21 protein-coding genes are annotated in these 26,831 nt (G+C 69.5%); 3 read left to right on the top strand and 18 right to left on the bottom strand.

Features of this window, described 5'->3' with window-relative positions; translation table 11 throughout:
- Positions 1–45 precede the first annotated feature (45 nt).
- From HD595_RS00380 to HD595_RS00360, 5 genes are all read right to left on the bottom strand, one after another.
- On the bottom strand, positions 46–1,788 hold the full coding sequence (locus HD595_RS00380) for a glycoside hydrolase family 75 protein (protein WP_253764933.1): 1,743 nt from the start codon (positions 1,786–1,788) through the stop codon (positions 46–48).
- A 16-nt stretch (positions 1,789–1,804) separates the two neighbouring features.
- Entirely contained in the window at positions 1,805–4,333 is a 2,529-nt protein-coding gene (locus tag HD595_RS00375) for a carbohydrate-binding protein (protein ID WP_253764932.1), read from the bottom strand.
- Positions 4,334–4,353: 20 nt separating this feature from the next.
- Positions 4,354–6,339, bottom strand: coding sequence for a glycoside hydrolase family 28 protein (locus tag HD595_RS00370; RefSeq protein WP_253764931.1), 1,986 nt, complete (start codon positions 6,337–6,339; stop codon positions 4,354–4,356).
- Positions 6,336–8,105, bottom strand: a complete 1,770-nt coding sequence (locus HD595_RS00365) for a glycosyl hydrolase family 28 protein (RefSeq protein WP_253764930.1) — start codon at positions 8,103–8,105, stop codon at positions 6,336–6,338. Before HD595_RS00365 ends, HD595_RS00370 begins: the two co-directional genes overlap by 4 nt.
- 65 nt (positions 8,106–8,170) lie before the next feature.
- Complete coding sequence (locus HD595_RS00360) at positions 8,171–10,552, bottom strand: PQQ-dependent sugar dehydrogenase (protein ID WP_253764929.1); 2,382 nt, start codon at positions 10,550–10,552, stop codon at positions 8,171–8,173.
- Between the two features lie 268 nt (positions 10,553–10,820).
- Between HD595_RS00360 and HD595_RS00355 the strand changes: the two genes are divergently transcribed.
- Positions 10,821–12,395, top strand: a complete 1,575-nt coding sequence (locus tag HD595_RS00355; RefSeq protein WP_253764928.1) for a glycoside hydrolase family 88 protein — start codon at positions 10,821–10,823, stop codon at positions 12,393–12,395.
- A 371-nt stretch (positions 12,396–12,766) separates the two neighbouring features.
- On the opposite strand, the gene HD595_RS00350 is transcribed toward HD595_RS00355, so the two are convergent.
- The 5 genes from HD595_RS00350 to HD595_RS00330 all read right to left on the bottom strand — a co-directional run bounded on the left by HD595_RS00350 (position 12,767) and on the right by HD595_RS00330 (position 17,182).
- Positions 12,767–13,837: a zinc-dependent alcohol dehydrogenase family protein gene (locus HD595_RS00350; RefSeq protein WP_253764927.1), complete on the bottom strand. Its 1,071-nt coding sequence runs from the start codon at positions 13,835–13,837 to the stop codon at positions 12,767–12,769.
- 320 nt (positions 13,838–14,157) lie between these two features.
- The gene (locus HD595_RS00345) at positions 14,158–14,484 is read right to left on the bottom strand and encodes a cupin domain-containing protein (protein ID WP_253764926.1); all 327 of its coding nucleotides are present in this window, start codon (positions 14,482–14,484) and stop codon (positions 14,158–14,160) included.
- Between the two features lie 336 nt (positions 14,485–14,820).
- Positions 14,821–15,573, bottom strand: coding sequence for an SDR family oxidoreductase (locus tag HD595_RS00340; RefSeq protein WP_253764925.1), 753 nt, complete (start codon positions 15,571–15,573; stop codon positions 14,821–14,823).
- A 134-nt stretch (positions 15,574–15,707) separates the two neighbouring features.
- Positions 15,708–16,718: a sigma-70 family RNA polymerase sigma factor gene (locus HD595_RS00335; protein ID WP_253764924.1), complete on the bottom strand. Its 1,011-nt coding sequence runs from the start codon at positions 16,716–16,718 to the stop codon at positions 15,708–15,710.
- A 50-nt stretch (positions 16,719–16,768) separates the two neighbouring features.
- Entirely contained in the window at positions 16,769–17,182 is a 414-nt protein-coding gene (locus HD595_RS00330) for an SgcJ/EcaC family oxidoreductase (RefSeq protein ID WP_253764923.1), read from the bottom strand.
- 299 nt (positions 17,183–17,481) lie between these two features.
- Here HD595_RS00330 and HD595_RS00325 point away from each other — a divergent pair, with 299 nt between their 5' ends.
- Positions 17,482–19,782, top strand: a complete 2,301-nt coding sequence (locus tag HD595_RS00325; protein ID WP_253764922.1) for a DMT family transporter — start codon at positions 17,482–17,484, stop codon at positions 19,780–19,782.
- A gap of 61 nt (positions 19,783–19,843) precedes the next feature.
- On the opposite strand, the gene HD595_RS00320 is transcribed toward HD595_RS00325, so the two are convergent.
- From HD595_RS00320 to HD595_RS00285, 8 genes are all read right to left on the bottom strand, one after another.
- Entirely contained in the window at positions 19,844–20,551 is a 708-nt protein-coding gene (locus HD595_RS00320; RefSeq protein ID WP_253764921.1) for an ABC transporter ATP-binding protein, read from the bottom strand.
- Positions 20,544–21,311, bottom strand: coding sequence for an ABC transporter ATP-binding protein (locus HD595_RS00315; RefSeq protein WP_253764920.1), 768 nt, complete (start codon positions 21,309–21,311; stop codon positions 20,544–20,546). Before HD595_RS00315 ends, HD595_RS00320 begins: the two co-directional genes overlap by 8 nt.
- The gene (locus HD595_RS00310) at positions 21,308–22,285 is read right to left on the bottom strand and encodes a branched-chain amino acid ABC transporter permease (protein WP_253764919.1); all 978 of its coding nucleotides are present in this window, start codon (positions 22,283–22,285) and stop codon (positions 21,308–21,310) included. Before HD595_RS00310 ends, HD595_RS00315 begins: the two co-directional genes overlap by 4 nt.
- The gene (locus HD595_RS00305) at positions 22,282–23,175 is read right to left on the bottom strand and encodes a branched-chain amino acid ABC transporter permease (RefSeq protein WP_253764918.1); all 894 of its coding nucleotides are present in this window, start codon (positions 23,173–23,175) and stop codon (positions 22,282–22,284) included. Before HD595_RS00305 ends, HD595_RS00310 begins: the two co-directional genes overlap by 4 nt.
- Complete coding sequence (locus HD595_RS00300) at positions 23,172–24,314, bottom strand: branched-chain amino acid ABC transporter substrate-binding protein (protein ID WP_253764917.1); 1,143 nt, start codon at positions 24,312–24,314, stop codon at positions 23,172–23,174. Before HD595_RS00300 ends, HD595_RS00305 begins: the two co-directional genes overlap by 4 nt.
- Positions 24,315–24,531: 217 nt before the next feature.
- A complete protein-coding gene (locus HD595_RS00295) occupies positions 24,532–24,723 on the bottom strand; it encodes a hypothetical protein (RefSeq protein ID WP_253764916.1) in 192 nt (63 codons plus the stop codon).
- A gap of 43 nt (positions 24,724–24,766) precedes the next feature.
- Positions 24,767–25,348 (bottom strand): GNAT family N-acetyltransferase, encoded by a 582-nt coding sequence (locus HD595_RS00290; protein ID WP_253764915.1) that lies wholly within the window; start codon positions 25,346–25,348, stop codon positions 24,767–24,769.
- Positions 25,349–25,482: 134 nt separating this feature from the next.
- Complete coding sequence (locus tag HD595_RS00285; RefSeq protein WP_253764914.1) at positions 25,483–25,965, bottom strand: MarR family winged helix-turn-helix transcriptional regulator; 483 nt, start codon at positions 25,963–25,965, stop codon at positions 25,483–25,485.
- Between the two features lie 69 nt (positions 25,966–26,034).
- On the opposite strand from HD595_RS00285, the gene HD595_RS00280 reads away from it, so the two are divergent.
- The gene (locus HD595_RS00280; protein ID WP_253764913.1) at positions 26,035–26,649 is read left to right on the top strand and encodes a TIGR03086 family metal-binding protein; all 615 of its coding nucleotides are present in this window, start codon (positions 26,035–26,037) and stop codon (positions 26,647–26,649) included.
- Positions 26,650–26,831 lie beyond the last annotated feature (182 nt).

Here is a 26,831-nt window from a genome sequence, read left to right as displayed (position 1 = left end):
CACTCTGCTGCGCCTCGCCTTCTCGGGTCGGGTGGGTCGACCCGCTCAGTTGGTGTCGATGAACCGCTGGGCGAGGGTCCTGCCGAGAGTCACGGCCTGGCTGTGGCTCTCGATCGTGGAGACCTTGGTGCCCGTGCCGGTGAACACGATGTAGGTGACGCCGCTGTCGGTGCCGCCGTTGCTCGGATCGGGGTTGATGCCGAGGTCCGCCGCGGTCCGGTAGGAGGCTTCGCCGATGATCCCGGACGGCCCCGTGTCGCCCATCACCGTGTACGCCACCTGGCCGTTGTAGACGACGGCCACCACCGTTCCGCAGCCGATGCCCTTGGTGCGGTAGTCCCAGATCGAGCTGGGGCTGGGCACGACCATGTAGGGAAGCTGCGCCGCGTTCAGCGGAGTGTCGGAGGTGGTGTGGCAGAAGGTGTCCGGCAGGAAGCAGCAGTCGGTGTTCTCGTTGCACTGGGTGGTGCGGACGCCGTCGCAGTCGATGTCCATGTCGCCCTTCCAGAACACGGCACCGGTCTTGTCGCACACCGCCACGGTCGCCGTGCTGACGTCGGAGTCGGTCTTGTACTTGCCGTTGGAGATCTGGCTGCAGGTGGTGACCTTGGCGAGGAGTTGATCGGCGGTGGGACCGGAGGTGCCGCCGGACGTGGTGCCGGTGACGGCGGCACTGTGCCCGGACTCGTTGCCGGCGGCGTCGAGCGCGGTGATCGTGTAGGTGTGGGTCGACCCGGCTGCCAGCCCGGCGATCGTGGCGGCGGCCGTGGGCGAGGTCGCGACCACCGAGGTCCCCTCGTACACGCGATATCCGGTGACGCTCACATTGTCGGTGGAGTCCGTCCAGGTCAGTGAGATGCTCGTGGCGGAAACGCCGGTCACCTGCGGGTTCGTGGGTACGGTCGGGGGCTGGCCGTCGGGGCCGGCGGGGCCGCTGACCGACAGCCGGTCCACGTTCGGGCCGCCGTCGGAGCTCGTGGCGGTCGCGCGGACGGTGTTGACTCCCGCGTTCAGATTCACGGTGACCCGGCCGTCCGCCCAGGTGTCCCAGCTCCCGGTGCCGGGAAAGGACATGCCGGTCGTGACGCCGTTGACCGCGACGTCCATCGGGCGGGTGACGGTGGTGCCGTTGGCGTAGCGGAAGGTCAGCGTGTGGCTGCCGGCCTCGGCCACGTTGACCGACCACTCGATGGAGCCGCCGACCGCGTTGACGTAGTCGACGAAGCCGCTGCCGGTGTAGCCCGTGTGGTTGGTGGCCACCGCGGCTTGCGACAGCGTCGCCGCCTCGGCCTGGCACTCGCTCGCCGGGACGTCGGCGGTCGTGATGTCGAGGTAGTCGAGGTTGGGGTTGCCTCCGGAGGAGGTGGCGGTGACGCGGATCTTGTTGTCGCCCGCCTGGAGCGCCGCGGTGAGCGTGGAAGTCGTCCAGGTGTCCCAGTTCGCGGTCGGGCCGAACGAGCGCCCGGCCGACACGACGGTGCCGTTCACCGCGACGTCGGCGGTACGGGCGGCGCCGGTGCCGTTGGCGTACCTGATGGCCAGCGTGGCGGTGCCGGCCGCCGGGGCGTTGACCGTCCATTCGGTGTACGGGCCCGCGGCGTTGGCGCTGTTGACGAAGCCGGAGCCGGAGAAGCCCAGGTGGTTGGCTTCGACGACGCCCTGCGCGTTGGTGGCGTTCTCGGCCTCGTAGCGAACGGTCGCCGCCTGGGCGGGCAGCGCCACGAGCGCCGAGACGGCCAGACAGGCAGCGGCGAACGGGATGACGGTGCGTAAGCGGGGCAGATGCACGATCGCTCCTCGGGGGTCAGGTGAGCGTGATGCGGTCGAGGTTGGGACCGCCGTACGCGGTGGCGCCGGTCAGGCGGATCGTGTTCGCCCCGGCGTCCAGCGTCACGGCGAGCGTGCTGTCGGCCCACGACGCCCAGCTCCCCGTCGGGCCGAACGAGCGGCCGGCCTGCGCCACGACGCCGTTGACCGTGAGGTCCATCGGGCGGTCGGCGGCGGTGCCGTTGGCGTAGCGGACGGTCAACGTCCTGGGGCCGCTCTGTGCGGCATTCACCGCGAACTCCACGTACGAGCCCGCCACATTGTCGGAGTTGACGAAGCCCGTGCCGGTGAAGCCGGCGTGGTCGGACTCCACGACGCCCTGGAAGATCGTCGCGTTCTCCGCCTCGTGGTCGTTCGAGGCCGCGGTGATCTCCAGGTAGTCGAGGTTGGGGTTGCCGTTCGCGGTCGTCGCGGTCGCCCTGATCGTGTTCGCGCCCGCGGCGAGCTGCACGGTGAAGGTGTCGGTGGCCCACGTGCTCCAGGCGCCGGTGCCCGGGTGGCCGCGTGACGGGTACGCGGTGACGCCGTTCACGGTGATCGCCGAGGGCCGGTCGGCCGTCGTGCCGTTGGCGTAGCGAAGGGACACGGTCGCCGGGCCCGCGGTGCTCGCCTGGACCTGCCATTCGACGTACGAGCCCGTCACGTTGTCGCCGTTGACGTAGCCGGTGCCGCTGTAGCCGGCGTGGGTGTTCTCGAAGACACCCTGGGAGATCGTCGCGTCCTCGGCCTCGTGGCGGCCTGGGGGAGGGGAGCCGCCACCCGCGTACCGGGCGCCGATCCACGCCTCGTCCACCCGCCAGCGGGCGACGCCGTGATGACCCGTCTTGGTGAGCCTGACATAGCGGGCGGTCGTCGCGGGAAGGTCGATGATCTGCACGCCCCTGGCGTTCGGCACGGTGCCGGTCTTGATCGCACTGCCCCACGACGAGCCGTCATTGCTGACGTGCACCTGGTAGCCGGAGATGCGCGCGGAGCCGGACGACGGATGGACCGTGGAGTCCTCGCGCTGGTTGACCGCTATGTACTGCACCGGCTTGGCCGCGCCGAGGTCGAACGTCAGCGTCGCCGGCTCGGCCGCGTCGCTGTCCCAGTAGGTGAGGTAGTCGCGGTCGCCCGCCGCCGCGGCCGGATGCCCGCTGGTGGACGAACCCGCCGACAACGTCACGCCGGTGTGGATGCCCTCCCGCCCGCTGGTGATGACCTTGAACACCGTGTCGTACGGGTCCCAGCCGGAGATCCCGCTCAACGTGAGCGTGCCGGCCGCCTGACTGAACGTGACCGGGGCGCCGGTGCGCAGGTTCGTCACCGAGGTGACGGCGTAGCCGTTGTCGCGCACGGACAGCGTGCCGCCGGACGGCGGGGTGATCACGTGGATGTAGTGCCGGTTCGGGTCGTTCTTGGCGATGGTCGTCACGCCGTGCGCGCCGTTGTTCCAGAATCCCGGCTTCAGCCCGCCGTGCAGGTAGCCGCCGCCCTCGGTGCCGCCGAGTGACTCCCAGATCTGGTCGAGGTAGGTCGCGGCGAAGGTGTTGAAGTTCGCCTGCTGCGCGGGGAATCTGCCGTTGACCATGGCGGTCTCGGCCATGAGCGCCTTGACCGACGACCCGGCGTTGGTGATGAGCCTGCCGAGCGTGAGCTTGCGGTCCACGGCCTCGTCCGAGCCGCCGTACCACCAGGGACCGCCGGTCGGGAGCTTGAAGTCGGCTTCGATCAGGCGCGGCAGCGCCGTGTGGACCGCCTGCGGATAGTCGTAGGACGGCGTCATCCCGGTCTTCTGCTCGTTGCTGATCATGTCCATGATCGGCGTGTCTTCGTTGTTGTTCGACAGCGTCATGTCCGCGCGCTGCTGGTAGATCTTGGCGTAGAGGTCGTTGCGCTCCCAGTAGGCGTTGTCGTTGTCGATCCAGAACCCGGCCAGCTTGGGATAGCGCCGCATCTGCTCGAAGAACTGCAGGTAGCTGAACTCCCCGAAGCCGTCCCGGGTGGTCAGGTCCACGTTGTGCCCCACGTACGCGGAGAAGGCCGCGGAGTTGAGCCACGAGCCCGACGGCAGGCCCTCGGCGTGCCACTGGGGGTCGTCCGTCATGTAGTGGATGACCTTCAGCCCTTGCGCGTCGGCGGCGTCGATCAGCTCGCCGAGGAAGTCGCGCGTGGTGCGGCACGAGCCGGGGATCTGCGACGGGTACGGTCTGGCGTAGCCGAGCCTGCTGTGGAACGTGGCCAGGACCAGGTACTGGGCGTGCAGCTTCTTGGCCTCGTTCACCCAGTAGCCGGGGCTCCAGCCGCCGGTGGTCACGTCGGACTCCCACGCGGAGCAACTCGTGTGCTGGGGCGAGGTGCGCAGGCCCCAGTGCAGGAACAGCCCGGCGACCGAGCCGCGCAGGAACGCCTGCCGCGGATGCTGCAGGTCGGCCCGCGCGGCGGGTGAGGTGAGCAGACCGAGCAGAAGTGCGAGCGCGGCAGTGATGGCGGCGGTGATCGCCGTTCGCGACGACGCACGGGACATGACGCGTGCTCCTCGGGCTTCTAGGTGGGGGTCGCTACGTCGAGGTGATCGAGGTTGGGGCTGCCGTCGGCAGGGGTGAAGGCGGGGTCGCTGGAGATCGCCACCCGGTCGAGGCGGGCGCCGTCCTCGCGGTAGGCGAAGGTGAGGCTCCGCGGCCCCGCGGCCAGGTCGTAGGTGACCGGCAGCCGCGCCCAGTGCCAGGCCGTGCCGAGCGGGATGTTGTTCCAGCCGGTCCACGTGCCCGTGCCCGAACGCACCCAGAACGAGTCGTCGGAGGTGGTCGGCGCGATCACGCGGGCCCACACGCTGAACGTCCCGGCGTCGGAGACGTCGAAGGGTAGCGTCGTCCAGCCGGTGGACGGCGCCGCGGACTTGCTGTTGTGACCGGCCGTGACGCTCACATACGAGCCGCCCGAGGCCGCGGGGTCGCTCCAGACCCGCATCGGCTCGGTGATCACGCCGGACTCCGCCTCGGCGTAGCGGGTGACCGGGTTGCCAGGGACGGGGGTGGAGTTCACGGCGCGCACCCGCAGCGCCCCACCGGCGGTGTTCGAGCTGCCGCGCACGGCGTAGCCGGTGACGCCGCTGAAGCCCACGTCGTAGGCGCTGCCGCTGCCGCGTTGCGCCACCACGCCGGTCAGCACCACGTTCGAGCTGTCGTCGACGATGACGGCGGGCCGGTTGTCGTTGTCGTCGAAGCGGGTCTCGCCGTTGAGTGTGACGCCGGTGGCGTGCCTGATCCAGTAACCGAACGAGGGCCGGGGGCCGTAGTCGCGCGGCGGGTAGGTGGTCGGGAATTCGCCCGGGACCCGCGTGGCCTCCGACGCCGGATGCCCGCCGGGAACCCGGAGGTCGACGTCGGTGAGCGTGATGCCCGGCCCGATGTCCACGGCCGGGGTGCCGGTCATCGTGCTGGTGTAGTCGGAGGCGCCGACCGTGCCGGTCACGACGGGGGCGGTCAGTCCGGTGCCGGTGACGCCGGTCAGCGTGATGTTCCTGATACGACCGGCGGGCGGCGAGCCCGGGCAGCGTCTCCGTTCGCCGATCTTGAAGAAGAGCGGTGAGGTCGTCCTGGTGAGGGTCACGTTCTCGTAGTGGATGTCCTCGATGATCGCGCCGTCCATGGAGACGATCCCGATCCCGGCCTTGCCCGCGCCGAGCACCGTGATCCGCTCGAACCTGAAGTCACGGAAGTCGCCGCAGGTCTCGGAGCCGAACTGGAGGGCGTTGTTCTCGTGGGAGTAGACGACGGTGTCGCGGACCCGGACGTTCTGGCTGGTGTAGGTGTGGCCGAGGGCGAAGTCGCTCTTGAACACCAGGGCGTCGTCACCGGCCTCGATGCGGCTGTCGGAGACGGTGACGTTCCAGCTGTTGATCAGGTTGATGCCGTCGCGCACCCCGCTGCTGGAGCGGACCGTCGTGAGGTGGTCGATCACGACGTCGTGGCAGCCGTTGACCAGGGCGGCGAAGTGGCCGCCGCGCCGGAAGGTGATCCCGGTCAGGCTGATGTCCGAGCACTCGGTGAGCGTCAGCGCCTTGTCGGCCTGGCCGGACGAGGGGTTGCCGGTGATGAGGTTGCCGTCGCCGTCGACGGTGCCGGCGCCGGTGATGTGGACGTCGGTGACGCCGCTGCCCCACATGAGGGAGTTGTGGAAGTGGCTGTGCCCGTAGTCCTGGTAGTCGTCGTAGGGGTTGGGTTCCGGGGCGTCCATGCCGCTGCCCGCGGCCAGGATCGTGGCGCCGCCGTCGATGCGGAGTGTGATGTTCGACTTGAGGTGGATCGTACGGGATCGGTAGCGGCCGGGCGGGAAGACCACGACGCCGCCCGGTGCGGCACTCGCGGCGGTGATGGCCTGGTCGATCGCATCGTCGTCATACGTCGAACCGTTGCCGGTCGCCCCGTAGTCGCGGACGTCGAACTCCGCCGCCACGGTGGCGGCGGCCGGCATCGGCACGGCCGGCAGGACGAGCGCGCACACCAGGAGGAACCTGCGCAGGGCGGTCATGGCCGGAGCTCCACGTAGTCGAGGTTGGGCAGTCCGGCGCCGGTCGTGGCGGTGAGCCGCACGGTGTTGGCGCCCGCCACCGTGGGGATGACGGCCGAGGTCGAGGTCCAGGTGGTCCATGCGCCGGTGCTTGGCGCGGGCACCGAGGACTGGACGACCGCGCCGTTGACGGTCAGGGAGAAGGGCCGGTCGGTCGTCGTCCCGTTGGCGTAGCGGATGGTGAGCGGGTGCGGACCGGGAGCGGGCAGCGTGATGGCGAATTCGACGTAGGCGCCGGCCACGTTGTCGGTGTTGACGAAGCCCCGGCCGGAAAAGCCCGCGTGGTCGGACTCGACGACCCCCTGCGAGATCACCGCGTCCTCGGCCTCGTAGCGAGACGCGGGCGTGTTCGAGACGTCCTTGCCGTTGATGGAGACACCGGTCAACACCAGGTTGTCGACGTCGTCGGCGGTGGGGACAGCCGTGGCGACGCGGGTGAACACGCTGTTGGTGATCGTGACGTTCCTGATGGGGTCGCTCGCGCGGCCCTCCAGGTCGTACGCCTGCGCGGCGCCGTCGATCGCCACGTCGTCGGCGGTGACGTTCTGTACCGCCGGCGGCAGCGAGCCGGACGTCTCGTAGTTCAGCGTGATGTGCAGGGCGCTGCGTTCCAGGTTCCTGCCGGTGATCCGGCGCAGGTGAACCCCGTCCACGTAGCCGCCGCGGTTGAAACTGGTCTTCACATACAGGGCGTACTTGACGGGATAGCGGCCGGGGAAGTCGGCGGGATTGCACACGCAGTCCTCGGCGAAGACGTCGCGCACCCCACCGGACATCTCGCTGCCGACCGTGACGCCGCCCCACCGGCCGCTGAAGCGGCAGTTCTGGATCACGATGTTCCGGGAAGGGCGGCCGACACGGCGGCCGTCGCGGTCCCGGCCCGACTTGACCGGGACACAGTCGTCGTTGGTGTCGAACCGGCATCCGGTGACCAGCACATCGGTGCACGAGTCCGGGTCACAGCCGTCGCCCTGGGAGTTCGTCGAGAAGAACGTCACGTCGCGGACCGTGACATTCGTGCAGTACACCGGGTGCAGGGTCCACATCGCCGGGTTGCGCAGGTTGACGCCCTCGACGAGCACCGCGGTGCAGTCGTAGAGCCCGATCATGTTCGGGCGCAGCTTGTGGCCCGAGCCGAACTGGCGCTGCGCCACCGGATGGTCGCTCGCCCCCCAGGCTCGGAGCTGGTCACGGTCCGCGCCGCCGTTTCCCCACGACGACCACTCGCCCGCGGGCGCGTTGCCGTCGATCGTGCCCGAGCCGGTGATCGCGATGTTGCTCTGGCCGTTGGCGTAGATGAAGGGGGAGTAGTTGTAGCACTCGATGCCTTCCCACCGGGTGAAGACGTTCGGCAGATAGGAGCCGGCGTCGGTGCGGAACCTGATCGTGCCGTTCACGTGGAGGTTGACGTTCGACAGCAGATGGATCTTGCCGGTGCGGAACCTGCCGGTGCCGGGGACGAGCACCGTTCCGCCGCCCGCCGCGTTGCACGCGGCGATGGCCTGGCGGAAGGCCGGCGTGCAGTCGGTGGTGTTGTCCGGCTTGGCACCGTAGTCGGTGATCGGGAACGTGCGGTCGGGGAAGACGGGCGGCTGGATCCTGGCCAGGATCGCGGGTACCTGGTCCCAGGGCGAGGCCGGCGCGCCTCCCGACGCTCCGGCGGTGGCGGGCACCGCCACCGGGATGAGCAGCGCGCCTTTCAGCACGGCCCTTCGTGAGGGTTGCATCGGAGGCTCCATGGCTGGATCCGGCGGCCGCGCTCCCGCGCGGCCGGCGGCGCTGAGAGGGGCGATCACTGGATGGTGGAGCGCCGGATCGTGTCGGCCGAGCCGTCGCCGTTGTTGTCGGAGTTGGTGGAGCCGAACCAGATGGCGCCGGCGCCGGGCACCTTCTCGACCGCGCGGAGCCGGCCGTACGTTCCGTTGAAGTACGAGTTGACGGTCGAGACGTTCTCGCCGTTCAGCACGATGCGCCACAGCCGCTGGCCGCGCAGCGCCGCCATGAAGATCGTGTTGTTGACGATGGCGATGCCGCTCGGCGAGGCCTCGGAGACGCTCCAGGTGTACTTCGGGTTCGTCATGCCGGACGTGCTGCAGGTGCCCTCGCAGGTGGGCCAGCCGTAGTTCTTGCCCGGCTGGATGAGGTTGAGCTCGTCGCGTGAGGAGTTGCCCAGCTCCGACGACCACAGGCGGCCGGCCGAGTCCCAGGCCAGGCCCTGCGGGTTGCGGTGGCCGTAGCTGTAGACGCGGGTGCCGAACGGGTTGCCGGGCGCGGCGGCGCCGGTCCTGGTGATGCGCAGGATCTTGCCGTTGAGCGAGCCGAGGTCGGGCGCGTTGCCGGACTCCTGCGCGTCGCCGGTGGTGACGTACAGGTAGCCGTCGGGGCCGAACCTGATCCGCCCGCCGTTGTGGTACCGGTTCTTGTCGATGCCCTGCAGGACGACGGCGTACCCGCTGAGCGCGGTGCCGTTGAAGTTCATCCTCGCGACCCGGTTGCCCTCGGAGGCGGTGTGCATGAAGAACACCTCCTGGTCGGTCGTGCCGTTCCAGGTGGGCGAGAAGTCCAGGCCCATCAGGCCGCCCTCGCCGCCGGTGGTCTGCACGTTGGGCACGGTGCCGACCTGCGTCTTGGTGCCCGACGGGGTGATCTTGAACACCTTGAACGTGTCGCGCTCGGTCACCAACGCGTACGAGCCGTCGGGGGCCCAGGAGATGTCCCACGGCACGTCCCAGCCGCCGGCGACGCTGGTGGGCGACTGCGGCACGGTGCCGCAGCTTCCCGTGGTGAACGAGGCCGACGGCGCGCTCGGCGTCGAGAGCTGGCCGGCGGTGTCACGCGCGACGACGCGCACCTGGTACGTGTGCGCGCACTCGAACGGCACACTGGCCGTGGTGGCGGGCGGGGTCCCGGTGACCGTGGCGAGCACGGCGTTGGTGGCGTTGTCACGCACCAGGTAGGCGCGCACCCCGTTGTCGTCCGTGGAGGCGCCCCAGGTCACGGTCGCCGAGGTGGGCTGCACGCCGCTGACGGTGGGCTGCCCCGGCTGCGACGGCGGGTCGTCGGCGGGCGCGGGCAGCGTCCGGCAGTTCGCCTCGGGGCTGCTCAGCGACACGTTGGCGGAGGCGTCGCGGGCGAACACCGACAGCTGGTACGAGAAGTTCGGGTTGAGCCCGGTCAGCCGGTACGGCGGCGCGGTCGCGGTCGCGATCTGCTGGCCCTGGTGGTAGATGTCGTACGCGACCACGCCGATGTTGTCGGTGGACGGCGGCCAGTCCAGGGTCAGGGCGTTGGAGGAGATGCCGGAGCACGTCGGCTGGCCCGGCGAGGTCGGCTTCTCGGTGTCACCGGGGCCGCTGACCCGCAGCCGGTCGAGGTTGGGCCCGCCGTCGGCGGTGGTGGCCGTGGCCCTGACCGCGTTGGCGCCGGCGTTGAGCGGGGCGTTGACACTGATCTCGTTCCAGGTGGTCCAGGCTCCGGTGCCGGGGAAGGAGTGGCCGGTGGCGACAGTGACGCCGTTGACCGTGATCGCCATCGGCCGGTCGGTGGTGGTGCCGTTGGCGTAGCGGAAGGTCAGGCTCTGCGCTCCGGCAGCCGCGGCGCTGACGGAGAACTCGACATATGAGCCGGTCACGTTGTCGTAGTTGACGAACCCGGAGCCGGTGTATCCGGCGTGGTTGGACTCGACGACTCCTTGGGAGATCGTCGCGGTCTCGGCCTGGTAGTCGGTGAAGTCGTCGGACCGGACGTCGGCGTCGAGGTAGTCCCAGTTGGGGTTGCCGCCGGCGGTCGCGGAGGTGGCCCTGATCGTGTTGGCGCCGGCGTTGACCTGGGCCGTCAGCGTGACTGTCGCCCACGTCGACCAGCTCCCGGTCGGGTCGAAGGCTCGTGCGGCGGCCACGACCGAGCCGTTGACGGCGATGTCACTGGGCCGGTTGGCGGTGGTGCCGTTGGCGTAACGCAGGGCGAGCGTGGCGGTGCCCGCCGTGGGCGCGTTGATCGTCCACTGGACGTAGGAGCCCGCGAGGTTGTCGCCGTTGACGAAGCCGGTACCGGAGTAGCCGGTGTGGTTGGACTCCACGACGCCCTGCGAGATCGTCGCGTTCTCGGCTTCGTACCGGGCGGGGGCCGCCGCCGCGGGTCGTGCTGGGACGGCCAGCATGCTTGCGAGCAGCACGAGGACACCTAATCGGGACATCCGCGATCTCATCGGTCGCTCCTGGGGGGTGAGGGCGGCTTTTCAACGTGTTCCCACAAGGAGTCATGGCCGTCAACACGTAAACGATCTTGGATCGTTCCAAATTTTAGGAAACTTTCCTAACTCAGATCGGTAATACATCGGATGTGCCATCTCCGCTGGACAGACGTGGGCCGCAGATGTATGCCTCGAAGGGGAGATGAGATCGGATCTATGCTCGACTTCCGCTCGACAGGAGGAGACGGCAGTGCCCCTCAGAATCCGACACCGGGTGGTCCTCGCCCTCGCCGCCGGGGTCTTGCTTCTCCCTCCGATCGCCGCGCATGCGGGCACGTCCCGCGCGGGGGAGTCCGCCTCGGTGTCGTACGAGGCGGAGAACGCGACGATCTCCCAGGGAGTCGTCGAGTCCGACCACGCCGGCTACACCGGCACCGGCTTCGTGAACTACGACAACGTCGCCGGCTCCTCCGTCGAGTTCCAGGTCACCGCCGCGGCGAGCGGACCGCACGGCCTCGTCTTCCGCTTCGCCAACGGCACCGCCGCCGACCGGCGGATGAGCATCGCGGTCAACGGCGTCACCGTCAACCAGTCGTTCCCCGGCACCGGCGCCTGGACGGCTTGGGCGACGGTCACCGTACGGGCCGTGCTGGAGGCAGGCGTCACCACGGTGCGCGCGACCGCCATCACCGCCGACGGCGGGCCCAACCTCGACGCGCTGACGGTCGACGACGGGGCGCAGACCACCGACTGGTCGCGGGCGGTGGTCGACTCGACCATGGCCAGGTACACACCGGGCGCGCTGGGCGGCTGGAGCTACACCCGCGGGCTGTACCTGTGGGGCCAGTACCTGGTGTGGCGGCGCACCGGCGAAGCCCGCTATCTGACCTACATCAAGGACTGGGCCGACCGGTTCGTCGACTCCTCCGGCGGCATCTCCCAGAGCTTCGGCAACCTGGACAGCATGCAGGCGGGCAACGTCCTGCTGGCCCTGTACCGGGAGAGCGGGCAGGCCCGCTACCGCATCGCGGCGGCCAAGATCAGGAATCGGCTGACCACCTACCCGCGCACGTCGGACGGCGGCTGGTGGCACTCGACCTCCGACTCGCGCCAGGGCCAGCTCTGGGGTGACGGCGTGTACATGGTGAACCCGTTCCTGGCCAGATACGGAGCATGGGTGGCGGCCGACTCCTTCACCGGCACCGAGCCGGCCAGGCAGCTCGAGGTGTACTGGAGCCACCTGCGCCGCACCTCGGGGACGGCGGCCGGGCTGCTCTACCACGCCTACGACGAGCCAGGCGGCCTGACCGCGCCCTGGGTCAAGCCGCAGCTCGGCAACACCAACGGCATCTCCTGGTGCCGGGCGATGGGCTGGTTCGGCATGGCCGTCGTCGACATCCTGGAGATCATCCCGGCCACCCACCCCCGGCGGGAGGCGCTGATCGGCATCCTGCGCGAGCTCGTGCCCGCCTACGCCCGCTGGCAGGATCCCGCGACCGGCCGCTGGTGGCAGGTGGTCACCGAACCGGCCAACCCGGCCAACTGGACCGAGACCTCCTGCTCGGCCATGTACACCTACACCATCTCCAAGGCGGTTGAACGCGGATATGTCGACGCCTCCTACGAGGCCTACGCCGAGCGTGGCTACCAGGGCGTGCTCGCCGAACTGTCGGTGGGCGCGGACGGCAGGACGAACATCGCCGACATCAGCGAGGGCACGAACGCCAGCGATTCGCTGAGCTACTACTTCGGCCGTGCCAGGCCGCTCAACGACTTCCACGGCCTGGGGGCGTTCCTCATCATGAACGAGCAGCTCCGCCGCTGACCAAGCCTGTCTCCATGGCCGATCGTATGGGCGGTCGCCTGTCCGCCAGGGCGCCGCGCGTAACGCGGTGATCTTCGGCGCTCCGTAGGGCGAAGCTGCCGGCCCCGTTCCACCGGTTCGCGATCTGTCACCATCGAGGCCGTTCGTCCACTCCCTCGTGCGCCCTGGTCGATGAGGTGTTGTCTGCCGTGGTCTCGGCCGCGCTCGCGAGCTGAACCTGATCGCGGCCGCCGGCCTGGCGCCCCTGTACGGCTGACCGGGCGGTGAGGTCTTCTCGAGTTGCGCGTCGCCGGGATCTGGCAGGGCGTCCGCACGGGCCGGCGGCCGGCCAGGATGCTGCCGAGAGCGGCCGCGGCGAAGGCCGGCGGTTCCTACGTGCCGTCTTCGGCTCGGCCGCCTTCGAAGACGAAGAGTGGTTTGGTGCCATGTGCGGGTGCTTCGGCGAACGCGATGGCTTCAGTGAAGCGTTCGAGCGGGAACGGCCGGCCTTGAGGAATGCTCAACGCTCCAACAGCGACGAGAGCGCGAACCTGGGACAGCGCGCGCAGCGCCTCCTCAGGTGAGGCAGCGCCGAACCAGCGGTTCAGCCAGAAGCCACGCACTGCCTTGGTCTCGTAGATGACCGAGCGCGCCTGCAGCGGCATCGTCAGCGCCGCGGAATCCGTCTGCCGATGGGTGGAGAGCGCTCCGTAGACCACGACCTCTCCTCCCGGAGCCAATGCCTGGGACACCTGGGCACCCACGACGCCCGCGACGCAGTCGATGGCCTTGCGCACGCCGCCCGGTCCGGCGATCTCCGCCACACGGTGCGTCAGATCCTCGTCCGCCGTGCAGATGACCTCGTCACCACCGAGAGTTTCGATCTCCTCAACAGCTTCGCGCCGCCGTACGACATTGATCGTGCGAATACCCAGGTGCCTTGACAACTGGATGACGAGTCGGCCGACGGTGGAGCCCGCGGCCGTCTGCAACAACCATTCACCCGGCTGGACGTCGAGTTCACGAGTCACGAGGAGCAGCGCGGTCAGCGGGTTGACGGCGAGTTGGCAGGCGCTGGAGTCGCTCAGATGGTCGGGGACCCGCAGAAGCCTTCGCATGTCGGCGACAAGGTATTCCTGCCAAGTGCCGGCCACCCGGGGTCCGGGTATCGCCGGGACCGCGACGGCTACCACGCGCTCGCCGATCTTCAGGCCCTTGGTGTTCGGGCCCAGGTCCTCGATACGGCCCACGCATTCCATGTGACCCCCGACGGTGGGAAACCGGGGGGAGAAACCGTAGCGGCCACGCAGCACGTGCAGATCACTGGCGTGAATCGGAGTCGCCTTCACCCGGATCAGCGCCTGACCGGCCTCGGGTGTGGGAACAGGCCGGGTTTCCAGCCGCAGGACATCGGTGGGCTCGCCGACTTTTCCGGCTACGAGCGCGCGCATGGATCGCGGCATGAGCGCCCCTTCAGGCTTCGGACTCTTTCTTCATCAAGGAGCCGGCCCGCGCGCAGAGTGTCATCGACGTCGGGCCGCCTCCAGGCCTTCACCGACTCGCTCACCATGGTCACGTAAGCGTGGGCGATCCATGCGGCCTGTTGAGGTCCGTGATCACGAACGCTCGCCGCAACGCACTGCTCTGACTTCAGGTTATCAACCTGACATTTCGGGCGATCCAGCGCGCTCGTGAGCGTGCCACCGATCGTCTGGACGCCATCGGTGGGAGAGCCCTTGTCATGCTCGCGCGCCGAGTCCCCGACGTCAGGCCCACCTCTGGATCAACGGGCGGCAGGGCGCGGAGCGCGCAGATGGGCGCGCTGTGCCAGTTCCTCCTCATCGACGAACGTGAGCATGGGCCGGCCCGGCTCGCACAGCATGAAGACGACGAACGTGGTCGGAGCGTCCGGCAGGGCGTTGCCGTCCTGGTAGTGGATGACGTCGCCGCCGGGCTCCCAGAACGTCTCGCCGGCCTTGACCACGCGTTCGGGCTCGCCCTCGAGCTCGAACCGGACCGCGCCCTCGATGACGTAACCGAAAGCCGGCCCCGAATGGCGGTGCGGAGCGGCGCCGGGGTGGCCGGGAGGCCACTCGACGAGGACGGTCATTCCCGAAGCGCCTTCGGGAATGAAGGGCGGCTGGATGTCCGCCAGCATCGTGAGACCCTGCACCGCAGGGACATCTCGCTTGGCGGGCCCGTTCACTGATTCATTCTTCGACACGGTACGTTCCTCCGTTGTCCTGCTCGTGCGGACGATCTCGCCTTGGCCCCCCTTTCTGGCAGATGTACGGACCTGTCGGTCACCAGCGGTCATGCTCGTCAACGGTCTCGTTGTATGAGCGTCCTGCGGCGTGATGGCCCGGGAGAAGACGGTGACTCGCTTCTGTGGATGCGCGGCCCTGGCCAGGACGGAGGCCTCTCAACGATCCACCTCTCGCGCGTACTACTTGGCGGTGCTCTGCCCGAGCCAGTCGCGGTATCGGATCCGGCCGAGAGTGGCGCCGTCATCGGGTACCAGCGTCCGCTCGCCCGGCACGCTGCCGTAGTAGCGCGCCTGAGCGTCGGTGACCACAGTGCGGGCGTCGCCCCAGGCAGCCAGGGCGTCGCGGAAGAAGTCGTCCATCCGGAACCGCTCGGGTCCGCCTATCTCGATTCTGCCGTTCAGCGGTGCGCCGACCGCGACCCGGCCGACCGCCTGGGCGACCTCCTCCCCGGCGATGGGCTGGAAGAGCACGGGCGGGATCCGCACTGTGTCGCCGTCCGTGGCCGCGTCGGCGATGGCCCTGGCGAACTCGAAGAACTGCGTGGCGTGCACGAGCGAGAACGGGATGCCCGACTGCTCGATCTGGTTCTCCTGGGCGATCTTCGCGCGGAAGTAGCCGTTCTCCGGCATCCGCGCGGTGCCTACCACCGACAACGCGACGTGGTGACCGACCCCAGCCGCCGCTTCCGCGGCCAGCAGGTTGCGCGTGGAGGTCTCGAAGAACTCCATCACCGCGGCCGGTTCGAAGGACGGTGAGTTCGACACGTCGACCACCACCTGTGCGTCGGCCAGCACCTCGGTCAGCCCTTCCCCGGTGAGGGTGTTGACGCCGGTGCTCGGCGCCGCCGCCACCGCCTCGTGATCGTGATCACCCAGTTGCGCCACCAGCTTCGACCCGATCAGGCCGGTCCCGCCGACCACGACGATCTTCATGGCAAGCCCCCCTCTGCCCGCCCAGGGCACCCCTGTGCCGACCGGTCCGCCAGCCATGACAGGGCAGCCTCATGAGATGAGCCGGTCCGGTGTCCTCCTGGTCGATCCTTGCATCCATGCGAACGGTCGGTGCGTCAGGCCCCGGCGATGGCGAGTCCCTGGTCGTCGAGCTTGGCCGCCAGGCCGAAAGTCGCGTGGATGTCGAAGTCCTGGAAGACCGAGTTCCGGCTGATGCCCTCGTCGGTGACGGTGAAGATCTGGAGCGTGTGCAGGGAGTACCCGTCGCCGACGCGCTGATAGGCGGCGAATCCGGGCTGGCCGCCGTTGGCCGCGACCTCCTTGAGCAGCCAGTCCTTACCGGCCGCCGCGAAGACCCATTCCATGAACAGGCCATAGTTGCCCCGGCCGGAGAACCAGTTGAGCATCGGCGGCATCTCCATGATCACGTCCTCGGAGAGCAGCCGCTTGAGGCCCTCGACGTCGGCACGTCCGAACGCCTCCATGTAGCGTTCGACCCAGGCGCGCTGCTCGGCCGCGGACGGCTCGTTGACCCGTTCCCGCCGGACCCCGGCCTCCTTGACGCGGGTACGCGCCCGCTGCAGGGAGCTGTTCACCGACACGACGGTGGTGCCGAGGATCTCCGCTGTTTCGGACGCGGAGAAGCTCAGCACGTCACGCAGGATCAGCGCACCGCGCTGACGCGCCGACAGGTGCTGCAGGGCGGCGGCGAACGCCAGACGCAGGCTGCCGCGGTCGATCACGGTCCTGGCCGGATCGCCCGCGTCCAGCAACGAGTCCGGCAAGGGCTGGAGCCAGGCGGCGTGCTCTCCCTGGACGAGCGGCCCGAGCGGATCCGACGCGGCCACCAGCCCCGACGGCAGCGGCCGGCGACCGTGGACCTTTAGGGCGGTCAGGCAGGCGTTGGTGGCGATCCGGTAGAGCCAGGTGCGCAGTGAGCTGCGGGCGTCGTCGTACTGCTCGCGCGCCCGCCACGCCCTCAGGTACGTGTCCTGGACCAAGTCCTCCGCGTCGTGAGCCGAGCCGAGCATGCGGTAGCAGTACGCCAGCAGCTCCGTCCGGAACGGTTCGATCCGACGATCGAAGCCTTCCCCGTCACCCCGCGCGGTCATCAACGGCCTGTTCATGGCATACATCCCCATTGTTGGATGGATAGCGCTGTTCCTGGTGCGGGGGTTCACTGCGCCGGCGTCGGCACCGGGCTGTTGTGATAAGCGGCGATCAGCCACTGGCCGTCCCGCTTCTCGAGGACCCAGGTCGCGTTGACCTTACGCGCGTCGTCCAGGACCTCCGTCTCGCCGGGGAACAGGATGGCGGATTCGGTGATGACGATCGCGCCGTCCCTGCCGATGAACCGGATGCCGAGCTGCTTGTTGTAGGTCGAGGTGCCCTTGAGCGGCCCCTCGAAGGCCATGACCATGTTCTGCCGGATCACCTCACGGCTGTCGCGGAGCGAGCCGGTCATGATGGCGGTCGCGTCCGCGGTGTAGTTGGCGACCATGCCGTCGGCGTCGCCGGCCTCCCACGCCTTGTAGGAGTCAACCAGCACGGCCTGGATGGCGGCCTCGTCTGCCGCGCGACTGTTCGACATCTCGATTCTCCCTGGTGATCGATTCGCCCGAGGTGCTCCTGCGAGCTCGTGAGTACATACCGGCGGCGGGGCCGGAACTCATCGCGGCGAAGGAAGATCCGTCGCTACGTCTGCTGCGTCCCTCGGCTCTGGCTCGCCGCGCCGAACGGCCCTGCGCGGCGTCGCGCCCCGGGGATGACGTTCCTCCCCTCTGAGCCGACCCGTCCAGCGCGGTGGCGACCTGGAGCGTCGCCGGGCCCTTGATCGTTTCGGCGATGGCTCGCTAGGGTTGGGCGCCTTTGCTCGGATCCTGTCCGCTCATGCCCTGGGGATCGTTCGTGCGCCGCTATCGTTTCGGCACCATCGCCGCGCTGTTCGCCGCCATCTATGTGGCCGCGGTGTTGGCGTCCGGCGTCCACGCGCTGGCCACCGGCGACCCCGCGCTCCTGCGCGAGATCGTCATCAGCGGATGGGACGCGGACTTCGTGCCCTACACCTGGTGGGTGGAGCTCCTCATGGTCGCGGGAGGAGTCCTGCAGGGCTGGGCCTACTGGCAGGTGCTGCGCGGGCGGCCGGCCGGCACGGCGGCGGTCAACGACAGGCCGGTCCGGCTGTTACGGGCGGTCCTGTACCTCAGCGTCTCCTGCACGCTGCTGTACCGGCTTCCGATCCCGTACCCGTGGTGGTCGGGCGTGCCCTTCGACCTGCTCACCTTCGCCGTCGCCGGGCTGTTCTTCGTGGTCCTCGCCGGGGCCCTGCCTCGATGGCTGCGGCTGCTCGGGCTCGTGGCCGGGCTGGCGGACGCCGCCATGGGCGTGACCTCCACCGTCGCCTACGGCCTCGGCCAGTACTCCGTCGTGCAGTTCGTCTCTCCGTACCAGCTCGGCAACGCCGTCCACCTGCTGTGGCTGGTGCCGGTCCTGGTCGGCCAGACGAGGGACGCACGCTGGAGGCGGGGCACGGTGCGGATGGGCGGAGCCTCGGCGGCGCTGTCGCTGCTGTCGCCGGGAGGTCACTCGACCGTCACGTTCGGCGGTTGGGGCGTCGACTACGACCTGGTACTGCTCATGGTCCTGGGTGTTCTGGGCGTCCTCGGGACGGTGTGGCAGGCCCGCTCCGCCCACGACCTGGGTGTCCCGGCCCCGGCCCCGGCCCCGTCCCCGGCGCCTGCGGTCCGGCGCGCGCCGGCGCGGGCGTGGCCCCTAGCCGCCATCGCCGTGGTGCCCCCGCTGATCCCCGCGGCCGTCAACCTCGCGGACGGCATGCCTGTGTGGACCGGCCCCAGAGGGGCGGTCGACGACCTCTTCCACGGGTACGTCGGCTACCCGGCGACGGTGCTCTGGGTGGCCGTCGACATGCTCGTCGGAGTCGGCGCCCCTGCCGTCCTGGTCCTGATCGCGATCGTCCGCAGGAGCAGGCGGCTGCTGCGCGTCACGATGCTGCTCCTGACCCTCGCCGCGGCGGCAGGCGTCGTCACCTCGCTCACCACGAAGTCCGAGGCGGACTGGCAACTCATCCCCGAGACGGTCGAGCGCCGGCTGGCTCTGTACCCGGACGGGCTGTTCGACCAGAACGAGAAGGGCGAGATTCTCTTCGGCCTCTCCCCGCTGTGGTACAGCGCCGCGCTCGCCGCCTCCGCCCTCATCCTGCTCCTCCTGTACGGCGCCCCACCCGCCGCCCGCCTGCGCCACCACGTGCTCGTGACGGCGCTGGCCACCTCCGTGGCCCTGTGCTTCCTGCCGGCCGCCGACCAGTCACGCGGCCCGATCACCACGGCAGAGGACTGCTCGCCTCCCGAGCCCTGGGAGACGGACGGCAGGCCCATGGAGCCTCCGACGCCGACTGGCTCGCGCGCCTTCATCTGCGCCGTACGCCAGCAGAACGCGCTCGCGTTCGCCGCCACCACGCCCGACCAGGTGCTGCTCGCCCACGGCCGTCGCCTGTGCGCCGTCTACACCCGCAACGACCCACGCGAGCTGGCCCGCCTGGGGCAGGTGGAAGGCGTGAACGTCGGCAACCTGAGCGGGGTGCTCGCCGGGATCTGCCCGGCCGCGAAGGCAGCGGTCACAGCGAAAGCAGCCGCCCAGAATCGCGAGTTCGAGGAGTTCGTGGCCGAGGAGCGAAGCAAGTGCGACGCCACCCCTCGTCACCATCCCCTCATCAAGCCCGCCAAGGCGATCCGCCTCAAGGAGCCGGAGTGGCCCGAGGCGGGGCTGGACCTGTACGACGAATTCGCCGGTGAGGGCAGGAGCACGTCCGCCGGCCCGGTCACCGCCGGGCCCGGCCGCGTGACGGTGGACACGCATCCCGACCTCCACGTCTGTGTCACGTTGGAGACCTACCCGCGCCGCCCACCGGTCGAGACCAAGGGCTGGGACGACGTCGTCGAGGTCGGCTACGCCAGCCGGAGCGGCGAGATGAGCTTCATGGACGGCCTGAGCGGCACCGAACTGCCCGACCTTTCGCTCGACGGCCGCAAGGGGCACTACCGCATCCGCGTGCACTTCGCCTGGTTCCCCTGGAAGGGCGAGGAGTACGGCACCCAGCGGCTGCTGATCATGGCGTACCCGGGACCGGGCGACAAGGTCGTCACCTACCGCAGACCGTCCAAGCGACGTTGACGAGATCCCGCCGGCGACGATTCTGAACGACTCGCCGCCGGTGTGATGGCCGACCGCCGGATCACGCCCCTCCCAGGTAGGCCTCCACCACACGGGGGTCGGAGCGCAGCGAGTCGGCGGTGCCCGACAGGGTCCCCTGGCCGCTCTCCAGCACGTAACCCCGATGGGCGATCCTCAGCGCGGCGGCAGCGTTCTGCTCGACCAGCAGCACGGCGGTGCCCGCGGCGTTGATGTCGGCGATCAGCTCCATCACCTGGGCGACGACCAGCGGCGCCAGGCCCATCGACGGCTCGTCGAGCAGCAGCAGGCGGAGGCCTGTCACCAGCGCGCGGCCGATGGCCAGCATCTGCTGCTCGCCGCCGGACAGCGTGCCGCCCTGCTGCGCGCGGCGCTCCGCCAGGCGCGGCAGCAGGTCGTACACGCGGTCGATGCGCTTCCTGACCTCCGCCTGGTCGCGCACGAGGTAGCCGCCGAGCAGCAGGTTGTCGTGCACGCTCATGGTGCTGAAGACCCTGCGGCCCTCGGGGCAGTGGACGAGCCCACGGCTGGTGATCTTGTGCGCGGCGAGGCCGGTGATGTCCTTGCCCTCGAAGACGACCTTGCCGCCGCTGGGCCGCACCAGGCCCGAGATCGCCGACAGCGTCGTCGTCTTGCCGGCGCCGTTGTTGCCGAGCAGGGCGACGATCTCGCCGGCGCCGAGGGTCAGCGACAGGCCGCGCAGCGCGTGCACGCCGTCGTAGTGGACGTCGAAGTCACTGATCTCAAGCATGGGTGTCGCTCCCCAGGTAGGCCTCGATGACGGCGGCGTCGCGGCGCACCTCTTCGGGGCTGCCGTCGGCGATCTCCTTGCCGAAGTTGAGCACCACGATCCGTTCGGAGACCTGCATGACCAGCCCCATGTCATGCTCGATCAGCACGATCGCGACGCCGAGGTCGCGGATGCGCCTGATCAGGTCCAGCATCTCGGTCTTCTCCGCGTGGTTGAGCCCCGCGGCGGGCTCGTCGAGCAGCAGCAGGCGCGGCTCGCGGGCCAGCGCGCGGGCGATCTCCACGCGGCGCTGTTCACCGTACGGCAGGTTGCGGGCCTCCGAGTAGCGGTCGCCGCGCAGGCCGACGAAGTCCAGCCAGTGGTTGGCCTCGGCGGTGCACTCGCGTTCGGTGCGGCGGTAGCGCGGAGTGTGCAGGAGCGCGTCGAAGACGCTCTGCCTCAGCCGCAGGTGGCTGCCCGCGCGGACGTTGTCGAGCACGGACAGCTCGCCGAACAGCCGCAGGTTCTGGAAGGTCCGGCTGATGCCGGCCGCGGCCACAGCCGAGGGCCGCTTGCCGAGCAGCGAATGGCCGTCGAAGGTGATCGTGCCGCCCGTGGGCCGGTAGAAGCCGGTCACGCAGTTGAAGGCGGAGGTCTTGCCCGCGCCGTTCGGGCCGATGACCGAGACGATCTCAGCCTCGCCCACCGAGAAGCTGAGGCCGTCGATGGCCAGCAGCCCACCGAAGGCCAGGCGGAGCTCGCTCACCTCCAGGAGCGTCACTTGAGGGCCTCCTTCGAACGAGCGGGCCACAGACCCTGCGGCCTGACGAGCATCACGATGATCAGCAGCACCCCGAAGACGAAGTACCGGTAGTCGGCCACGCCGCGCAGCAGTTCGGGCAGCAGGCTGATGACGATCGCGCCGAGCACGACGCCGGGCACCGAGCCCATGCCGCCGAGGACCACGGCCATCAGGACGAGCGCCGACTGCAGGAAGGTGAAGCTGTTGGGCGAGATCGCCGACAGGTGGCCGGCGAACAGCACGCCCGCGAGGCCGCCCCAGACCGCGCCCGCGATGTAGGCGGCCAGCTTGACCCGGTAGGTGTGCACGCCTGTCGCCTCGGCGGCGTCCTCGTCCTCGCGCACGAAGCGCATCGCCCGGCCCAGCCGCGACCTGCCCAGGCGCGAGGCGCCGATGATCGCGATCGCGACGATCGCCACGGTGACGTAGTAGAAGGTCACCGGGCTGTCGGTCAGGCTCGGGATGCCGTAGATGCCCGAGGGGCCGCCCGTGACGGGCAGGTTGTTGGCGGTGATCCGGATGATCTCGCCGAAGCCCAGCGTGACGATGGCGAGGTAGTCGCTGCGCAGCCGCAGCGTCGGCGCGCCGATGATGATCCCGGCGATGACCGTGACCACGATGACGGCGGGCACGGTGACCAGCAGCGGCAGGTCGAAGCGGGTCGCCAGGACCCCGCTGGTGTAGGCGCCGACCGCGAAGAAGGCCGCGTAACCCAGGTCGAGCAGGCCGGTGTAGCCGACCACGATGTTCAGGCCCGAGGCGAGCATCGCGAAGATCGCCGCGCTGGTCATGATGGACAGTGCGTAGTTGCTCGCGTTCACGAACGGCGCGAGCAGCGCGACGAGCAGTCCTGCCAGGCCGGCCCAGCGGTTGTCGAACAGCTTGGACAGCCTGGTCCTGGGGGCTGCGGCGCCGAGCTTGCGAGGGGCTTCGGGGGCTTTGGTCTCGTTCACACCCGCTCCGTGACGCGCTCGCCGAGCAGACCCGTCGGTCTCACGGTCAGGAAGAGGATCAGCACGCCGAAGGCGAACACGTCCCGCCACTCGCCGCCGAGCCAGTAGGTGCCGAACGACTCCAGCAGGCCGAGCACGAGGCCGCCGAGCATGGTGCCGGGGATGTTGCCGATGCCGCCGATGACCGCCGCGGTGAAGGCCTTCAGCCCGATGAGGAAGCCCATCAGGAAGTCGATCTTCCCGTAGTAGGCGCCGGCCATCACGCCCGCGGCGCCCGCCAGCGCGGAGCCGATGAAGAAGGTCCTGGAGATGACGGCGTTGACGTCGATGCCCATCAGCGAGCTGGTGCGCGGGTCGAGGGCGATCGCCCGCATGGCCCTGCCCTCGCGGGTCTTGGCGACCAGGAGATGGAGACCGACCATGAGGACGACGGCGACGCCGATGAGCACGAGCTGCGGCAGGGTGAGCGAGGCGCCGAACACCTCGAACGCGGTACCGCTGAGCCGTACCGGGTAGACCTGGGGGTCCGGGCCGGCGACGATGCGCATGCCGTACTCGATCGCGAAGGACGCGCCGACGGCCGTGATGAGCAGCGACAGGCGGGGCGCGCCGCGCAGCGGGCGGTAGGCCACCCGCTCCAGGGCCACGCCCGCCAGGCCGGTGCTCACCATGGTCAGCAGCAGGACGGCCAGCAGCACAGGCAGCGTCATCGCGGTGGAGACCCCGCCCAGCGCGGCCAGGACGGCGAAGCCGCTGAAGGCGCCGAGCATGTAGAGATCGCCGTGAGCGAAGTTGAGCAGTTTGATGATGCCGTAGACCATGCTGTAGCCCAGCGCCACCAGAGCGTAGAACGAGCCGACGAACAGGCCGTTCCAGACGAGCTGGGTCATGACAGGGCGTCCTGCAGGGCGAACTTGCCACCCTTCCACACCAGGATCTGGAAACCTCCGGCGGAGAGCGTGTGCTCGGGGGTGAACTTCAACGGCCCGGAGAACATCGTGAAGCCGTCGATCCCCTCCAGCGCCGAGATGACCTTGGCGCCGTCGGTGGAGCCCGCCTTGGTGATCGCCTCGGCGGCGAGCCGCACGGCATCGTAGGCCTGGTTGGAGTACGGGCCGGGAGCCGAGCCGAACTTCTTGGTGTAGGAGTCGATCCAGCCCTTGGCCTCGGGCAGCGTGTCGGGGATCGGCGTCATGGTGGCGAAGACGCCGTCCACCTCGGGCCCCGCGATCTCACCGAGCTTGGCGGAGACCGAGCCGTCGCCCACCATGATCGAGCCCTTGAACCCCGCCTGGCGGAGCTGCCTGATGATCAGGCCGCCCTCCTGGAAGTAGCCCGTCCAGTAGACGAAGTCGGGCTTCTTCTGCAGGACGTTGTGGATGTTGGCGCTGTAGTCGCTCTCCTTGGGCGTGACGGCCTCGGTGATGACAGCCTTGTCGCCCAGCAGCGGCTGGGTGCGGACCGCGATGTCCTTGGAGTAGCTCGTGTTGTCGTGCATGAGCGCGACCCTGGTGGCGCCCTGCTTGGCGATCCACTTGCTGGCCGCCTCGGCCTGCTGGGTGCCGGTGCCGTTGATCAGGAAGACGTGCTTCAGCTTCTGGTCGACCAGTTCCTGCGAGTTGGCCGCAGGGATGATCATCGGAATGTTCGCCTTGCCGAACACCGGCAACGTGGGCAGCGTGGCGCCGGAGCAGTATCCGCCGATGGACACCTCGACGCCCTCGGTGACCACCTTGTTGGCGGCTGCGACGGCCGTCTGGGCGTCGCAGGCGTCGTCGGCGGCCTTCAGCTGGAGCTGCCTGCCGAGGACGCCGCCCTTGGCGTTGATCTCGTCGATGGCCAGCTGGGCCGCGTTGGTCATATAGGGGCCGATCGCGGCCTCGCTGCCTGACTGCGGGACGAGCATGCCGAGGCGGATGGGGCCCTTGGCCTCGTCCTGGGCGCCGCCTCCATTGCCAAGGAGACCCTGTCCACATCCCGCCAGCATCATCGCGGTTACGGCCAGGGAGAGGATGTGCGTCTTGCGCATGAGACTCTCCTCGAGTGAGTGGTGTGTGATATTTCACATACGCGCTCGGGAGCAGGTCAAGCGTCGAGACCATACCGTTAACGTCAGATCTGTCCGATTCGCAAGATTTTGGACATGTTACGCCGCACTTTTTGGCGTTGTTCTTATCCAAGGCCGCGCGCGATCGCCCGCAACCTCAGCACGATGTCGGACCGGTCCCGCGCGCTGGTGATGCCCGTCAGGCAGTGAGTGCGTTGACCAGCGTCCTGCGGTTGCGCAACAGCCAGCGGGCCGACCGCGCCCGCCACGCCATGGCCCACAGCCCGGTGTGGTGGGCGGTCACCTCAGGGGTGACCCGCGCCTCGTCGGCCTCCCAGGCGATCCGATCGGCTCGATCTCCGTCACGACCCCATGCTCCCAGCAGTGTCAACGCGCTCCGCCGGGCCGGGGTATCTGTCTTGCGGGTCTCGGCGCTACCAGAGCTTGTCGATCTCGCCTGGATAGAGCTCGATGCGGGAGTGCCGGAAAGCCGCCTGATGACGCCGAGCCCGGTCGGTGAAGAAGTCGGCCATGGTCACCTTGTCGAAGCCGGGCCGATCGCTGGGGAACGGGTTGTCGGGTGTGCCGCCGATGAGGACCGCGCCTGGGAGCACATGCCAGCCGGCGCTCTCGTAGAAAGCTTGCAGGGGTGCATCGCAGGTGAACAGGCCAAGGTCCGCACCCGAGCCGGCCAGGACCTCGTGCGCGGCCGTCACCAGGCGGCGGCCGTGGCCTTGCCCGCGGCTCTCTTCACGCGTCACCACGGTGCTCAGGCCGCCGGCTCGGAACCGCCGGCCGTCGTGGGTGATGTCCTTGGACAGGATGTCGAGCGCGGCGAGCACCTGGCCGTCGTTCACGAGCAGCATGGACAGCGGCTGCAGGCGGGGATCGTGGGTGGGAGCGATGTCGCCCGCTTCGGAGGGGTCTCCGGGAGGCCATGCCTGGTCGTGCAAGGCCACCACCTGGGCGCGCAGGTCGTCCGGGGTGTCGGGTTCGGCCGAGGACAGGATGTGCACGCGCCGATTATGTCCGCCCGTGGCGCTCGATCAGCGCGGCGTGCCCCGCTGTGGACTCTCGCTGCTGAGCACCCGTCCGACGACCTTCGCCACGGAGATCCCCTTCCAGTGGTGCATCCGGCGCCGCGCGGATGTCAGGTCGGGGTGGTCGATCGCTGCATGGGCCGCCGGTCGAGGGGGGATTTGTCAGTGATCTGTTCGCGGGGCAGTTCGTGGAGCGCCTGCAGGGCGCGCAGGAAGCCGTGGCGGTCGGCCTCGGGCAGACGCGCGAGCAGGCGCTCCTCGCCTGCCTGGATCTCGGCTCGCACCGATCGGCGCACCCGGCGGCCCTCGGCGGTGATCGCGAGGATCCTGGCGCGGCGGTCGTGCGGATCGGGTTCGCGGCTGATCAGGCCGGCCGCCTGGAGTTTGTCGAGGGTGCCGATGATGCGGGTCTTGTCGGCGCCGATCGCTTCGGCCAGGGCGGCCTGGGTGCGTACGGATCCATCGTCCAGGGCGCCGAGCACGGTGTAGCCCCACATGGAGACCCCGTGCGCCGCCAGCACCGGCAGCTCCGCCGCGATGAGCGACTGCAGGAGGGGGTGCAGCATCTCGGCGAGGTCGCGGCGGCCCGTCACGGCTCCACGATAACCGTTGACAGACGATAAGCATATGCACATCATAGGCGAATGCATATAAATGATCCGGTGGCGAAGGCCGACATCGTCGCGCTCGACGCGCAAGCTGTGCGCACCAGCGTCGAGCTGGCAGCCCAGGTGCGGCCGGCTGACCTGTCCCGGCCGACGCCCTGTCTCGGATGGACCGTGTACGGCCTGCTCGCGCACATGGCCACCCAGCACTACGGCTTCGCCGCGGCGTCCCGGGGGGACGGCGATCCGGCCCGGTGGAAGCTGCGTTCCCTCGGCGACGACCCCGTGGCGAGCTATCGGGCCTCGGCCGAACACGTCCTGGCGGCCTTCGCCGCCGACGACGTGCTGGAGCGCATGTTCCCGCTGCCCGAGTTCAGCAGCGGCAGCCCCTTCCCCGGGGCGCGCGCGATCAGCTTCCACTTCATCGACTATGTGGTGCATTCGTGGGATCTGGCCAAGTCCCTGGGCGTCGACGTCGATTTCGGCCCGGACCTGCTGGAGGTCGCCCTCGCCGTGGCCGAGGCCGTACCCGGGGGAGAGGCGCGGCTCGCGCCCGGGGCGGCCTTCGCGCCGGCGCTCCCGCCGCCGGGCGGGTCGCGGCTGGATCAGATCGTGGCGATCCTGGGCCGTTCGCCCAACTGGTCCGCATCCGCGACGTGGAGCACGACATGAGCAGCGGCGTCGGGCTGATCCGCGGCCACCGGCTCGTGCGGCACGTGGACCACGCCTCTGCCGGGGTCGTCGATGCGCCGTGCGTTCGATCCGGGAGGCCGGCGCGTGTCCCCACGACCTCGACGGCGCAGCGGCCGGACGGCCGATGCGGCGGGGTTGGCCCCGTTCCCCTGCGGAACACC

It is taken from the genome of Nonomuraea roseoviolacea subsp. carminata (assembly GCF_024172185.1).
Taxonomy (GTDB): domain Bacteria; phylum Actinomycetota; class Actinomycetes; order Streptosporangiales; family Streptosporangiaceae; genus Nonomuraea; species Nonomuraea roseoviolacea.
The sequence above is the reverse complement of the archived record's forward strand: the minus strand, read 5'-3'. Positions and strand labels throughout refer to the sequence as shown.